This is a genomic window from Caldovatus aquaticus, assembly GCF_019458025.1.
Lineage (GTDB): Bacteria > Pseudomonadota > Alphaproteobacteria > Acetobacterales > Acetobacteraceae > Caldovatus > Caldovatus aquaticus.
The window spans coordinates 35,127-48,718 of the sequence record NZ_JAHZUY010000021.1; the positions used below are offsets into that span (position 1 = coordinate 35,127).

10 protein-coding genes and 2 pseudogenes are annotated in these 13,592 nt (G+C 78.0%); 6 read left to right on the forward strand and 6 right to left on the reverse strand.

The window, feature by feature from the left end; all coding sequences use genetic code 11:
- Positions 1-150: 150 nt before the first annotated feature.
- The 4 genes from K1J50_RS09755 to K1J50_RS09770 all read right to left on the reverse strand — a co-directional run bounded on the left by K1J50_RS09755 (position 151) and on the right by K1J50_RS09770 (position 5,806).
- On the reverse strand, positions 151-1,206 hold the full coding sequence (locus K1J50_RS09755; RefSeq protein WP_220117523.1) for a Fe(3+) ABC transporter substrate-binding protein: 1,056 nt from the start codon (positions 1,204-1,206) through the stop codon (positions 151-153).
- Between the two features lie 1,089 nt (positions 1,207-2,295).
- Positions 2,296-3,078 carry an HpcH/HpaI aldolase family protein gene (locus K1J50_RS09760; protein ID WP_220117524.1) on the reverse strand — a complete coding sequence of 261 codons (783 nt, stop codon included), beginning with the start codon at positions 3,076-3,078 and terminating at the stop codon, positions 2,296-2,298.
- Positions 3,079-3,137: 59 nt separating this feature from the next.
- Positions 3,138-4,763 (reverse strand): cisplatin damage response ATP-dependent DNA ligase, encoded by a 1,626-nt coding sequence (locus tag K1J50_RS09765; protein WP_220117525.1) that lies wholly within the window; start codon positions 4,761-4,763, stop codon positions 3,138-3,140.
- Positions 4,760-5,806 (reverse strand): ligase-associated DNA damage response exonuclease, encoded by a 1,047-nt coding sequence (locus K1J50_RS09770; protein WP_220117526.1) that lies wholly within the window; start codon positions 5,804-5,806, stop codon positions 4,760-4,762. The genes K1J50_RS09765 and K1J50_RS09770 overlap by 4 nt, the downstream gene beginning before the upstream one ends.
- A 66-nt stretch (positions 5,807-5,872) precedes the next feature.
- On the opposite strand from K1J50_RS09770, the gene K1J50_RS09775 reads away from it, so the two are divergent.
- Together K1J50_RS09775 and pdeM are read left to right on the forward strand one after the other, a co-directional pair.
- Entirely contained in the window at positions 5,873-8,425 is a 2,553-nt protein-coding gene (locus K1J50_RS09775) for a ligase-associated DNA damage response DEXH box helicase (protein ID WP_220117527.1), read from the forward strand.
- Positions 8,426-8,558: 133 nt separating this feature from the next.
- Positions 8,559-9,266 (forward strand): ligase-associated DNA damage response endonuclease PdeM, encoded by a 708-nt coding sequence (gene pdeM / locus K1J50_RS09780; protein WP_220117528.1) that lies wholly within the window; start codon positions 8,559-8,561, stop codon positions 9,264-9,266.
- Here pdeM and K1J50_RS19115 read toward each other — a convergent pair.
- Positions 9,244-9,531: a fasciclin domain-containing protein gene (locus K1J50_RS19115; RefSeq protein WP_255575142.1), complete on the reverse strand. Its 288-nt coding sequence runs from the start codon at positions 9,529-9,531 to the stop codon at positions 9,244-9,246. The two genes, pdeM and K1J50_RS19115, sit on opposite strands and share 23 nt — an antisense overlap.
- A 14-nt stretch (positions 9,532-9,545) precedes the next feature.
- Positions 9,546-9,998: pseudogene (locus K1J50_RS19585) on the reverse strand (fasciclin domain-containing protein); the annotation flags it as partial.
- A gap of 23 nt (positions 9,999-10,021) precedes the next feature.
- Here K1J50_RS19585 and K1J50_RS09790 point away from each other — a divergent pair.
- The 4 genes and pseudogenes from K1J50_RS09790 to K1J50_RS09805 form a co-directional block, all read left to right on the forward strand.
- Complete coding sequence (locus K1J50_RS09790; protein ID WP_220117530.1) at positions 10,022-11,494, forward strand: cryptochrome/photolyase family protein; 1,473 nt, start codon at positions 10,022-10,024, stop codon at positions 11,492-11,494.
- Positions 11,491-12,213, forward strand: a complete 723-nt coding sequence (locus K1J50_RS09795) for a metallophosphoesterase (RefSeq protein ID WP_220117531.1) — start codon at positions 11,491-11,493, stop codon at positions 12,211-12,213. The genes K1J50_RS09790 and K1J50_RS09795 overlap by 4 nt, the downstream gene beginning before the upstream one ends.
- Before the next feature lie 762 nt (positions 12,214-12,975).
- Positions 12,976-13,140, forward strand: coding sequence for a transposase (locus K1J50_RS09800; protein ID WP_220116048.1), 165 nt, complete (start codon positions 12,976-12,978; stop codon positions 13,138-13,140).
- 126 nt (positions 13,141-13,266) lie between these two features.
- Positions 13,267-13,592 (forward strand): annotated as a pseudogene (locus K1J50_RS09805) (hypothetical protein); the annotation flags it as partial.

The window sequence follows — 13,592 nt, forward strand, 5'->3', positions numbered from 1 at the left end:
CGCGCAGCCGCCGCAGCGGGCGCGGATCGCGGCAGGCGTCGTGGACCGCCTTCGGGCGGCGGGCGCCCTCCGCGATCGCCGCGGCGATCCGCCGCTCGGTCAGGCCGTGGCAGAGGCAGACCTCCCTCGCGCCGCCCCCCGGCCCTTGCCTCAGCGCCAGCCCGCGCGCTGGATGATCTGCAGCGCCTCGGCCGCCCGTGCGGCGCCGCCCGCGGCGTCGAGCGGCTCGGCGCGGAAGCGGCCCATCGCGGCGAGGGCGGGGTGCAGGGGGGCGTCCGCGACCGCCGGGTACTCCATGTTGCCGAGGGCGAACAGCTCCTGCGCCCTGGGGCCGGTGAGGTATTCGAGGAAGCGCACCGCCTCCGCGCGATGCGGCGCGGTGCGCACCAGCGCAGCGCCGGAGATGTTCACGTGCGTCCCGCGGTCGCCCGGCGCCTGGTTGGGGAAGATCACGCCGATGCGGCGGAACAGCGCCTGGTCCTCGGGCTTCTCCGACCGGCCGTACTGGCCGAGGTAGTAGGTGTTGGCGATGGCGATCCGGCACTGGCCCGCGGGGATGGCGCGGAACTGGTCGCGGTCGCCGCCCTGCGGCGGGCGCGCCATGTTGGCGACGAGCCCGCGCGCCCATTCCTCGGTCCGCTCCGGCCCGTTCGCGGCGAGGATCGAGGCGACGAGGCCGACGTTGTAGGGGTGGCTGCCCGAGCGGACGCAGATCTGGCCGCGGAAGCGCGGATCGGCGAGGTCCTCGTAGCGCGCGAGCCCCTCCGGGGCGCCGCGCTCGCGGTCGTACATGATCGCCCGGGCGCGCTGCGAGACGGCGAACCAGTGCCCGTCCGGGTCGCGCAGCGCGGCCGGCACGCGCTCGGCGATCAGGGCGGAGCCGTGCGGGGCGGTGAGGCCGGCCTCCTTGGCGCGGGCGAGACGGGCGGCGTCCACCGTGATCAGCACGTCGGCCGGGCTGTTGCGGCCCTCGGACCGGATGCGGGCGATGAGCTGGTCGGCGTCGCCCTCGATCAGCCGGACGCGGATGCCGGTCTCGCGGGTGAAGGCCTCGTAGAGCTGGCGGTCGGTGTCGTAGTGGCGGGCGGAATAGACGGCGACCTCGCCGCCGCCCCCCTGCTGCGCGCGCCCTGCGGCGGCCGGCACCAGCGCCGCCGTGGCGCCGATCGCGGCAAGCAGAACCAGGCGGCGGCGGTCGAGGCGCATCGCGGAACCCCCTTTGTTGCGATTGATTCGCAAATACCCTAACCGAGTTGCGAGCCGTTCGCAACTGCGTCCCGCGCCACCCCGCCCCGCGCCCGGGACAGGGCCGGGCCGGACCGCGCTCCGCCCGGCGGCGGGCGCCGCCGCGTCCGCGCGGGGCGCCGCCGGTCAGCGCAGCGCGGAGGGAACGGAACCGCCCCGCGGCGCGCGGCACGCGCCGAGACGCGCCCGTCACCGCCCGACCGCGCGGAAACCCGCCCCCAGGCACCAGCGGAACAGGCCGGCGCCTGCCGCGCCGGCAGCAGGAAGGCGGGCGACTCGCCGCGCGCCGCGCCGGGCGGCAGCGCACGCACCGTCTCCCCGGCCTCCGCGACGCCGGGATCGGCGAGCCGGGACCGCGGCGCGGCCCGGCGGGCGCGCACCCGGCCCGCGCGCGACGCCACGACCGGCGTCCCGGCCGCCAGCGCCCCGCGCGGCGCAGCAGGCGGGGGTGGCCGCGCCCCGGGCGAGGCAGCGCCGCGCACACCGCGCAGTCCGCCGCGGCCGGCGGTCCTGTGTCCCGGCCCGGCGGCGCGCCCGCCGGCCGCCCAGGACGACATCGGCCCCCGCCCCGCGACGCCGGGCGCCGCGTGGGGCGCGAGGACGTGCAGGGGAAACCGCCTCGCGGCAGCCGGACGCCGCGCGCCCGGTCGCGCACCGCCCGAATCGGCCGCCGCCCGATGCCGCGGCCCCACGCCGCCGGCCGGCGGCGGTCGGGCCAACGGCGCGGATCGGATCGCGCTCGCCGAGGACATCGAAGCCGCGGATCCGGCCCGTGCCGGCCGCCTCGGCGACCGCGCCGAACGCCGCGGGATGGCGGAGGACGCCGCCGAGGCGGCGCAGCCTCGGTCGCCGGGAAGACCGGCGCGACGCCATGGCGTTCGCTGGTCTCCCGGAACGCCTCGCCGCGGAGGCGGCCGCCCTTCTCCGCCTCCGCCTCCGGCGCCGGCCGGATCGCGACCTCCCTCGCCGTCGCCTTCCGCTCCGGACATCCCCGCCGGTCCGGCCGCCGCGCGCCACGGAATTCCCCCGGTCGGCCGGGGGCGACGGCTCCTACTCCAGCCCGCGCAGGAATTTCGCCCGCGCCGTCGCGCCCGCCATCAGGAAGGCATGGTCGTTGCCCGAGAGGACGAAGCGCGCGCCGAGGCCGATGTAGTCCCGCGCCGTCGTCTCGTCGTACACGCCGCCCATGCCGAGCGTCTTGCCGTGCTTCGCACAGGCCGCCGCCACCCGCTCGTACGCCCGCCGCACGTCCGGGTGCGCGATCTGGCCGGAGATGCCCATCGTCGCGGTGAGGTCGGAGGTGCCGATCAGCAGCACGTCCACCCCCGGCACGGCGGCGATCGCCTCGGCGTTCTCCACCGCCCGCGGCGTCTCGATCATCACCGCGACCAGCACCGCCTCGTTCAGCTCCCGCTGCGCCTCGGCGTTGCCCGGCGCGAGGTAGCCGTACTGCGCCGGCGCCCCGCCCCAGGAGCGGTGGCCGATGGGCGGGTAGCGGTAGGCGTCGGCGACCGCCTGCGCCTCCGCCGCCGTGTCCACATGCGGCACGACCACGCCCAGCGCGCCGTTGTCGAGGCAGCGCGTGCCCTCGAACAGCGCGTCCTTGCAGACCCGCACGATCGGCGTCACGCCCTGGCCGAGCGCGGCGATCGCGATGCGCGTGGCGTCGTCCACGCTCATCGCGCCGTGCTCCATGTCGATGAACAGCCAGTCGTAGCCGGCGGCGGCGGCGATCATGCCGGTGGCGGGGCCGCGCAGGTGGTTCACCCCGAAGCCGAGGGCGAGCTCGTTCCGGGCGAGCTTCTGCTTGGCGCGGTTGGGGACGAGCGGCATGGCGGGCGCCTCCTCCGGGATCGCTGGGCGCGCCAGCGCACCATGCGCGCCGCCCGGGGTCAATCCGCCGCCGTCCCCGCCGGCGCCGCGCCATCCCCGGCGAGCGCCAGCAGCGCCTCCAGCCGGTCCGCCTCCTCCGCCGGCTTGTCGCGGCGGACGCGCAGGATGCGGGGGGCGCGCAGCACCACGCCCGCCTTGTGCCGCGCCGAGCGCTGCACGGCGTCGAAGGCCACCTCCAGCACCAGCGCCTTCTCCACCTCCCGCACCGGGCCGAAGCGCGCCACGGTGTGGGCGCGGATCCAGCGCTCGAGCCACAGCCGCTCCTCGTCCGTGCCGCCGGGATGCGCCTTGCCCACCGGCACCAGCTCCTCGCCGCCGCGCCCGTCCGGGCGCCACAGGCCGAAGGTGCAGTCGCCGAAGCCGCCCGGCGCCCCCGCGCCGCCGCGCCCGGCGTACATCAGCACGGCGTCCACCGCGCGCGGCGCGCGCTTCCACTTCCACCACAGCCCCTTCACCCGCCCCGCCACATAGGGGCTGTCGGCGCGCTTCAGCATCAGCCCCTCGATCGCGGGGTCCCGCGCCCCCGCGCGCAGCGCCGCGAGCTGCGCGACCGAGGCGAAGGCGATCTGCGGCGAGAGGTCCATCCGCGCCGGCCGCACGCGCGCGATCCAGGCCTCGAGCCGCGCGCGGCGCGCATCGAAGGGCAGCGCGCGCAGGTCCTGCGCGCCGTCGAACAGCAGGTCGTAGAGCCGCACCCCCACCGGGCAGTCGCGCCGCAGCTTCGGCCCGGCGGTCCTGCGGTTCAGCCGCCGCTGCAGGTCGGCGAAGGGCGCGGCCTCGCCGCCGTCGCGGAGCGCCAGCAGCTCGCCGTCGAGCGTGGCGTGGAAGTCCATCGCCGCCACGATCTCCGGGAAGGCGGCGGAGATGTCCTCGCCGTCGCGGCGCCAGATCCGCCGTCCGCCGGGGCCGGCGCAGAGCTGGACGCGGAGGCCGTCCCACTTCCACTCGGCGCGCCACTCCTCCGGCCGCAGCGCGGCGAGGTCGCCCTCCGCCAGCGGATGGGCGAGCATCAGCGGACGGAACACCGGCGCCTCGCCCGGATCGGGCCGCTCGCCCCCGCCCTCCAGCCAGCGGAACAGCGGCCGGTAGGGGGGCGCGACGCCGTGCCAGACCTCCTCGATCGCCTCGACCGGCCTGCCCGACCACGCGGCGAGGGCGAGACGCGCGAGCCGGCCGGAGACGCCGGCGCGCAGGCCGCCGGCGACCAGCCCGAGCAGCGCAAGGCGCCCCTCGGCGTCGAGCGCATCGAGCCAGCCCGCGACCAGCGCCGGCAGCTCCGCCCCCGGCGTGCGCGCAAGCCCCTCCGCCACCGCGGAGAGGGCGGGCGGCGGGGCGTCGCCCCCGGCGCGCCGCGGCCAGGCCAGGGCGACGGTCTCGGCGAGGTCGCCGACGTAGTCGCGGCAGAGCGCCAGCAGCACCGGGTCGAGCCGCGCGGCGGCGAGCTCGTGCAGCAGCGCGGGCCGCGCGGGGGCGAAGGGGAGCGCCCCGGTCAGCGCGGCGAGGCCGAGGCCGCGCTCGGGGTCCGGCTGCTCCGCGAACCAGCGCCCGAGCAGGGCGATCCTGCCGTCGCGGCCCGGCGTGAACGCCAGGCGCTCGAGCAGCGCCGCGAAGGCCGGAAGGCTCACGCCGCGGCGTCCTCCGCCGGCCCGGGCGCCGCGTCCGCCTCCCCCGCGCCGCGCCCCACGCGGTGCAGCGCGCGCCCGCGGATGCCGCGCCGGCCGAGCGCGTGCGCCAGCGCGTCGTCGCGGCCATGCATGATCCACACCTCCGGCGCGCCGGTCTCGTCAATGGTGGCGTTCAGCTCGTCCCAGTCGGCGTGGTCGGAGACCACGAGGGGCAGCTCGACGCCGCGCGCCCGGGCGTGGTGGCGCACGCGCATCCAGCCGGAGGCGAGGGCGATCACCGGATCGGAGAGCCGCTCCGCCCAGCGCTCCGCCGCCGCGCCGGGCGGCGCCAGCACGATCGCCCCGCGCAGCGCCGCGCGCCGCGCCGCCGTCACCGGCCGGAGGTCGCCGAGCGGCACGCCGAGCGCCTCGTAGGTCCGGCACGCCGCCAGCAGCGTCTCGTGCAGCCAGATCGGCGCCTGCCAGCCGGCGCGGCGCAGCAGCGCGATCAGCCGCTGGCACTTGCCGAGCGCGTAGCAGCCGACGAGGTGCGTCCGCTCCGGGAACAGGGCGACGGAGGCGAGCAGCCGCGCGATCTCCCGCTCCGGCTCCGGGTGGCGGAACACCGGCAGGCCGAAGGTCGCCTCGGTGACGAAGACGTCGCAGCGCTCGGCCTCGAAGGGCGCGCAGGTCGGGTCGGGCGCGCGCTTGTAGTCGCCGGAGACCACCACCCGGCTGCCCCGCCACTCCAGGCAGACCTGCGCGCTCCCCAGCACGTGCCCGGCCGGGCGCAGCCAGAGGCGCACGCCGTTCTGCACCACCACCTCGCCGGGCCGGAGCGGCTGCTGCCGCCGCCCGGCGCGCCCTTCGCCGAGCCGCGCCCGCATCAGGGCGAGCGTCTCGGCGGTGGCGAGCACCGCCTCATGCCCGGGCCGCGCGTGGTCGGCATGGGCGTGGGTGATCACCGCCCGCGCCACCGCGCGCGTCGGGTCCACGAAGAAATCGCCGGGCTCGCACCAGAGGCCGGCGGGGGTGACGCGCAGCCAGGTCTCGGGATGGGGCATCGCTTGCGTTCGGGCGGCGGCCCGGCCCTTCCCGCCGCGGCCGCCGCCCGCCATAGTGCCCCGCCGATGGGAACATTGCCAGAACCCTTCGCCGGCTGGTTCGCCGCCCGCGGCTGGACCCCACGCCCGCACCAGCTCGCCCTGCTCGCCGCGGCGGAGGCGGGCGAATCGGCGCTGCTCGTCGCCCCCACCGGCGGCGGCAAGACCCTTGCCGGCTTCCTGCCCAGCCTGATCGACCTGCACCGCGCCCCGCGCCCCGGCCTGCACACCCTCTACGTCTCGCCGCTCAAGGCGCTGGCCGTGGACATCGCGCGCAACCTCACCGCGCCGGTCGCCGGGATGGGCCTCCCCGTCCGCATCGAGACCCGCACCGGCGACACGCCCCCGAACCGCCGCGCCCGCCAGCGCGCCGACCCGCCGCACCTCCTGCTGACCACGCCGGAGAGCCTGACCCTGCTCCTCACCCTGCCGGAGGCGCGCGCGCTGTTCGGCGGCCTCGCCGCCGTGGCGGTGGACGAGGTGCACGCGCTCGCCGGCACCAAGCGCGGCGACCAGCTCGCCCTCTGCCTCTCGCGCCTCGGCACCCTCGCGCCGCAGGCGCGCCGCATCGGCCTCTCGGCCACCGTCGCCCACCCCGAGCCGCTGCGCGCCTTCCTCTCCCCCACCGGCCGCGCCGCGGAGGTTCGGCTGATCGAGGCCCGCGGCGGCGCCGCGCCGGAGATTTCGCTCCTGCTCCCCGAGGGCGAGCTGCCCTGGGGCGGCCACATGGGCCTCGCCAGCGCGCCGGAGATCTACCGCCGCATCCGCGCGGCCCGCGTCACCATCGTCTTCGTCAACACCCGCGCCCAGGCGGAGCTGATCTTCCAGGCGCTCTGGCGCCTCAACGACGAGACCCTGCCGATCGCCCTGCACCACGGCAGCCTCACCGTCGAGCAGCGGCGCAAGGTGGAGGCGGCGATGGCGGCGGGGAAGCTGCGCGCCGTCGTCGCCACCTCGAGCCTCGACCTCGGCATCGACTGGGGCGCGGTGGACCAGGTGATCCAGGTCGGCGCGCCGAAGGGGGTGGCGCGCCTGCTGCAGCGCGTCGGCCGCGCCAACCACCGCATGGAGGAGCCCTCGCGCGCCGTCCTCGTCCCCGCCAGCCGCTTCGAGGTGATCGAGTGCGTCGCGGCGCTCCGCGCCATCGCCGCCGGCGAGCTGGACGGCGACCCGCCGCGGCCGGGCGGCCTCGACGTGCTCGCCCAGCACGTCCTGGCGATGGCCTGCCACGGCCCCTTCCACCCGGACGAGCTCTACGCCGAGGTCACCCGCGCCGCCCCCTACGCCGGCCTCTCGCGCCGCGACTTCGACGACGTGCTGCGCTTCGTCGAGGACGGCGGCTACGCGCTGCGCGCCTACGAGCGCTTCCGCCGCCTGTTCCGCGACGCCGAGGGCCGGATCCACCTGCGCAGCCAGCGCGCCGCGCGCCAGCTGCGCATGAACCTCGGCACCATCGTCGAGGCGCCGGTGCTCAAGGTGCGGCTGCGCGGCGGCCCGGTGCTCGGCGAGGTCGAGGAGTGGTTCGTCTCCACCCTCTCCCCCGGCGACGGCTTCCTGTTCGCCGGCCAGGCGCTGCGCTTCGAGGGGCTGGAGGGGCTCACCTGCCTGGTCTCGCGCGGCGCCGGCGGCGAGCCGCGCGTGCCCGTCTATGCCGGCGCGCGCATGCCGCTCTCCACCCGCCTCGCGGCGCGGGTGCGCGAGATCATCCACGACCCGCGCCGCTGGAGGGCGCTGCCCGCCGCGGTGCGCGAGTGGCTCGCCCTGCAGCGGCGCTGTTCCGCGCTGCCCGAGCCCGACGGGCTGCTGGTCGAGACCTTCCCGCGCGGCGGGCGGTGGTTCCTCGTCGCCTACTGCTTCGAGGGGCGGCTCGCCCACCAGACGCTCGGCATGCTGCTGACCCGGCGCATGGAGCGGATGGGCTACGGCCCGCTCGGCTATCTCGCCACCGACTACGTCCTCGCCGCCTGGTCGGCCTTCGAGCCCGAGGCGGTCGAGGCGCTGTTCGAGGAGGACCTGCTCGGCGAGGACCTCGAGGAGTGGATGGCGGAAAGCTCCATGCTCCGCCGCACCTTCCGCAACATCGCCACCATCGCCGGCCTGATCGACAAGCGCCACCCCGGCGCCGAGAGGTCCGGGCGGCAGATGAGCATGAGCGCCGACCTGATCTACGACGTGCTGCGCCGGCACGAGCCCGACCACGTGCTGCTGCGCGCCACGCGGCAGGAGGCGGCGGCGGGCCTCACCGACGTCGCCCGCATCGCCCGGCTGCTCGCCCGCGCGCGCGGGCGCATCCGGCACCTGCGGCTCGATCGCGTCTCGCCGCTGGCCGTGCCGGCGCTGATCGAGCACGGCCAGGAATGGGTCGCGGGCGGCGCCGAGGACGCGCTGCTCGCCGAGGCCGCGGCGCTGGTCGCCGAGGCGACGGAGGGCGCGGAGCTCTTCGCCGGCACGCTCGCCGCCGTCACCGGGAGGGTGCGCCTGCGCCCCGGCGTGGTGGACCGCCCGCGCCGGCCGCGCGCGGAGCAGGCCGGGGGCGCGCGCCTCCTCCGCCCGGCCCCGCGCCGCATCGGCCGCTCGTAGGGGTAGGGCCGGTCGTGGACGGGGGGCGGGCGCCGGGCGCGCGGACCGGCTCTGCAGGCAGCGCGCGGAAGCCGTCGCAGCGAGCCCGGCCGGGCGCGGGCGGCTCCGGCCATCCGCCATGCGAGGAGTCCCGATGAGTGCCGCACCCCTCCACCTCGCCGGCGAGCGGCTGATGCTCGACCCCTCCGGCGCGCTGTTCTGGCCCGCGCGCCGGCTGCTCGCCGTCGCCGACCTGCACCTCGAGAAGGGCAGCCACTTCGCGGCGCGCGGCGGCCGCTTCGTGCCGCCTTACGACACGCGCGAGACGCTCGCCCGCCTCGCGCCGCTGCTGCGCCGCTACCGCCCGGCCCGCCTCGTCGCGCTCGGCGACAGCTTCCACGACGCCGAGGGCCATGCCCGCCTCGCCCCCGCCGATGCGGCGCTGCTGCGGCGCCTGCTCGAGGGGGTGGAGGTGGTGTGGGTGCTCGGCAACCACGACCCGGCCGCGCCCGGGGACCTGCCCGGCCGGGCGGCGGCGGAATGGCAGGAGGGGCCGGTCGCCTTCCGCCACATCGGCGGCGGCGCGACGCCCGAGGTGTCGGGCCATTTCCACCCCCGGGCGACGGCGCCGACGCGCTGCGGCGGCGTCACCCGCCCCTGCTTCGTCGCCGACGCGCGGCGCGTGCTGCTGCCCGCCTTCGGCGCTTATGCCGGCGGCCTCGATGTCGGCGATCCGGCGATCGCCGCGCTCTTTCCGCGCGGCGCCCGGCTGTTCCTGCTCGGGCGCGAGCGGCTCTACAGCCTGCCTGCGCCCGCCCCCCGGCGCGCCGCCGCGGGCGCTACGGGAACAGCACCCCGGTGATCGGCCAGATCACGCCGTTGCTCGCCACGACCGGCGGCCCCGCCAGGTGCGCCGGCGGCATCACGTTCTGGCCCGCCGCGCCGAAGCCGCCCGATTGCAGCCCGGGCGCCGGATTGGTGATCGCGACGTCCGGGCCCCCGCCCGCCTCGATGCGCAGGTCGTTGCCGTTCGTGGTGCGGATCCGGCGGTCGCCCGCCGCGGGGAGGGCCGTGCCGTAGGGCAGGCCGGGAACGAGATGGTACTGCGCCAGGGCGCGCAGCCGCACCGGGTCGCGGTCGCCGCCGGCGCGCCCTGGAAGGCCGCATCGGCCGGCGCGAGGACAGTGAAGGGCCCGGCGCCGCGCAGCGCGTCCACCAGGCCGGCCTGGCTCAGCAGCTCGAGGAACCGCCCGAACCGGCCATCGGCCGCCAGGGTGTCCGCGAGGTTGCGGCCGGCGGCCGGCGGCGGCGTGATCACCACGGTCGAGCCGGGGGGCGCGACCACCGTCTGCGCCCGTGCGGCGCGGCCCTGGCCAAGCAGCAGCGCCGCGGCGCCGAGCCCGGCGGCGTCCGCCGCGAAGAGTCCGCGCCGGTGCCAGAGTGTCATCGGGACCGCTCCTTCCGTTACGCGCGGCCGGGACCGGCCCGCCGCGCGTCCCGCCCGGGCAACGCTCCCGCGCCGGACCGGTTCGCCGGCTCGCCACGGCCCGGGGTTGCGGCGCGCCGCTTCCCGGTCGCGCCGGCCCTCCCACATCCTTGCCGATGCCGCACGCCCCGATGCCTCGCCCGACCTCGCCCGCGCCGGTGCTGATCTGGTTCCGCCAGGATCTCCGCCTCGCCGACAACCCCGCCCTCGCCGCCGCCGGGGACCGCCCCGTGCTGCCCGTCTTCGTGCGCGACGAGGCGGCCGCCGGGCGCTGGGCGCCGGGCGGGGCGGCGCGCTGGTGGCTGCATCACAGCCTCGCCGCGCTCGCGGCGGCGCTACGGGCGAAAGGGGCTGGGCTGCATCTGGCGCGCGGGCGCGCGGAAGACGTCCTGCCCGCGCTCGCCCGCGCGGTCGGTGCCGACGCGGTGTTGGCGAACCGCCTCTGCGCGCCCTGGGCGCGGGAGCAGGAACGGCGGGTCGCGACGGCGCTGGCCGGGCAGGGGGTGCGGCTCGTCCTGCACGAACTGCCGCTGCTGCACGATCCGGAGGCGCTGCGCGCCGGCTCGGGCCGGGCCTACGAAGCGTTCACGCCCTTCGCCCGCGCCGTGCGGCCTCGGCTCGAGCACCTGGCGCCGCCGCTGCCCGCCCCGGCTCGGCTGCGCGCGGCGGACGGCGCCCCCGCGGGCGAGGCGCTGGAGAGCTGGCGCCTCACGCCGCGGCCCCCCGACTGGGCGGCGGCGTTCCCCGCCCTGTGGCAGCCGGGCGAGGCCGGGGCCGAGGCCCGGCTCGCACGCTTCCTCAGTGCCGGCCGGCTGCACGGCTACGCCGCGGCGCGCGACCGGCCAAGCGAGGCCGACGGCACCTCCGGCCTCTCGCCGCACCTGCACTGGGGCGAGATCTCGCCGCGGCGGGTCTGGCACGCGGTCCGCGCCGCGGCGGAGGAGGGCGACCGTGCCGCGGCCGAGCCCTTCCTGCGCGAGCTGCTGTGGCGCGAGTTCTGCCACCACCTGCTGTGGCACCGCCCGGAGCTGCCGGAGCGCCCGCTGCGCGCGGCCTTCGCCGGCTTTCCCTGGGCGCCCGACGCGCGCCTGCTGCGCGCCTGGCAGCGCGGCGAGACCGGCTTTCCCATCGTGGATGCCGGGATGCGCCAGCTCTGGCGCCATGGCTGGATGCACAACCGGGTACGGATGATCGCCGCATCGGTGCTGGTCAAGCATCTGCTGCAGCCCTGGCATGACGGCGCCGCTTGGTTCTGGGACACGCTGGTGGACGCCGATCTCGCCAACAACAGCGCCAATTGGCAGTGGGTGGCGGGCTGCGGCGCCGATGCCGCGCCCTATTTCCGCATCTTCAACCCGGTGCGGCAGGGCGAGCGCTTCGATCCCGAGGGCCGCTATGTGCGGCGCTTCGTCCCCGAACTCGCCCGCCTACCCGACCGCTTCCTGCACCGGCCGTGGGAGGCGCCGGAGGCGGTGCGGCGCGCCGCAGGCGTCGTGCTCGGGCGCGACTATCCGCGCCCGCTGGTGGACCCGGCCGCGGGGCGCGCCCGCGCGCTCGCCGCCTTCGCCGCCATGCGCCGCCGCCCCGAGGCGGCGCCGGCATGATCGAGCCGCCCTGGCGGCGCGGCTTCGCCGGGCTGCGCGTCGTCGCCGACGTGCACGGCGAGGCCGAAGTCTTCGCCCATGCCGTCGAGGGCGCGCGCGCCGCGCGGCTGTTCGTGCTGCAGCTCGGCGACCTCACGGACTTCGGCCCCGATTCGCCCGGCGTGCTGCGGCGCATGTTCGCGCTGCTGGACGAGCGCCGCGGCCTGTTCCTGCTCGGCAACCACGACCACAAGCTGCGCCGGGCGCTGCGCGGCGAGCCGGTGCGGGTGGCGGAGGACGGGCTCGGCGCGACGCTCGAGCAGCTCGCGCGCGCGCCGGACGGGGCGGTGCTCATGGCCCGCGCGGTGGCGGAGATCGCCCGCGCCCCGGCCTGGCTGCGCGACGGCGACCGGTTCTTCGTCCACGCCGCCTTCCACGACGCGATGCTGCTGCGGCCGCCGCCGGCCGATGCCGGCACGCGCCGGCCGGAGGGCCTCGTCAGCCGCGCCCTGTTCGGCCAGGTGACCGGCCGGATGCGGCCGGACGGCTACCCCGAGCGCGTGCACCGCTGGGTGGACCGCATCCCGCCCGGCCTCACCGTCTATTGCGGACACGACCGGCGCTCCACCGACGGGCGGCCCTACGAGCAGGTCGGCGCGCTCGGCGGGCGGGCGGTGTTCCTCGATCTCGGCGCCGGCAAGGGCGGCCCGCTGGCCTGGGTGGACCTGCCCGCGGCGTGAGATGTCGCGCGCGGCGCCGCTGCCGCCCAGCCGCGCGCGCGAAAGGCTCCGGCGCGTGGTCTGCCGGCCGGATCCGCCGTCCCGCCCGTCTCCAGTCCTCCGCACTCGGCTCCGGCGCGAGAGACGGCCCCGGCGCGGCCCCGGGTGCGCCCGGTCCTGGTCGCCGAGACCCGGGCCGGCATGGTCACGGTCCGCCGCGGGGGCGTGGCGCGCGCAGCGCGCGCGTGATCGCCGCCGTCCCGCACGCCCCCGAGGCGCGCGACCTGCGCCGCCAGCTTCCGCGCCGCGGGCATCGGCGCGCCGGTCGTGCGCGGCGGCGCGGTTTACGGCGCGGGTCTCCGCGCCCCCCTGTCGCGTCTCAGCGCCCCGCTCGCGCAAAGCCTCCCCGCCCCGCGTCGCCCGCGCCCCCGCAATGCAGAGGATGCAGGCATCCCGGACGGCCGCACGGCGCAAGGCGTGCGCGAGGCGATCGCGACCACCGGCCCGCGCCGGCTCTCCCTGCCGCCCGCAGTCCGGCGCGCCCCCAATCGCGCGGTTCTTCGCCGAGCGGCACGTCCGGCCTCGCCCCCCGTACGCCGCGCCGTCAGCGACCGCGGCGACACCATCGACGGCACGTTCGGCGTCCTCGGCGCGAACGGACGCCGCGCCCCCCTCGCCGACGGCGGCCGTTCCGATCCGAGGGAGACCCGCCCCAGGGTCTGCGCCCAATTGCCGTGGGAACGGTGCGATGATTCGCCCTGCCCAACGGCGGGGGGATGGACCGTGTTGCGCCTGTTCGGGCTGAGCGACGTGCCGTGGGCGGCGAGCGAGCCGCATCCGGCGATGGTCCACACCGGGCCGCGGCGCGTGGACGACCGGCGGGGGATCGGCGGCATCGTGCACCGTTTCCGCGAAGGCTGCCGCTGGCGTGCCCTGCCGCCGGAATAGGGGCCATACGCCACCGTCTTCAACCGTTGGAACCGCTGGAGCCAACGCGGGCTCTGGCAGCGCATCCTCGCCGCCCTCGTCGCCTGCGCCGACCCGCCGCGGGGCGCGCCGATCGGCAGTGCCGCCGTGAAGGCGCACCGCTCGGCGGCCGGCGCGAAAGGGGGGGAAGGCGATGCCAGCCACCAGGCGATCGGCCGCTCGCGCGGTGGGCGCCCCGCCAGGGGCCACGCGCTCTGCGACGAGCAAGGCCGCCCGCACGCGATCCTGCCGACCGGCGGCAACGGCGCCGCCGTCACCGCCGCCGCCACGCCGGTCTCGGCTGTCGCCCCGCCCCGCGAACTCGTCGCCGACAAGGGCTGCGACGCCAACCGCCGGCGCCGCCGCGGCCATCCCCGGCACCTCGTCGCGCAAGGTTGCCTTCCCGCGCGACGCCGAACGCTACAGGCCCCGCA

Bases quoted from the DNA above. Each gene is read 5' to 3' on its own strand.
- K1J50_RS09755 (WP_220117523.1), bottom strand. From the start codon at position 1,206: ATGCGCCTCGACCGCCGCCGCCTGGTTCTGCTTGCCGCGATCGGCGCC.
- K1J50_RS09760 (WP_220117524.1), bottom strand. From the start codon at position 3,078: ATGCCGCTCGTCCCCAACCGCGCCAAGCAGAAGCTCGCCCGGAACGAG.
- K1J50_RS09770 (WP_220117526.1), bottom strand. From the start codon at position 5,806: ATGCCCCATCCCGAGACCTGGCTGCGCGTCACCCCCGCCGGCCTCTGG.
- K1J50_RS09775 (WP_220117527.1), top strand. From the start codon at position 5,873: ATGGGAACATTGCCAGAACCCTTCGCCGGCTGGTTCGCCGCCCGCGGC.
- pdeM (WP_220117528.1), top strand. From the start codon at position 8,559: ATGAGTGCCGCACCCCTCCACCTCGCCGGCGAGCGGCTGATGCTCGAC.
- K1J50_RS09790 (WP_220117530.1), top strand. From the start codon at position 10,022: ATGCCTCGCCCGACCTCGCCCGCGCCGGTGCTGATCTGGTTCCGCCAG.
- K1J50_RS09795 (WP_220117531.1), top strand. From the start codon at position 11,491: ATGATCGAGCCGCCCTGGCGGCGCGGCTTCGCCGGGCTGCGCGTCGTC.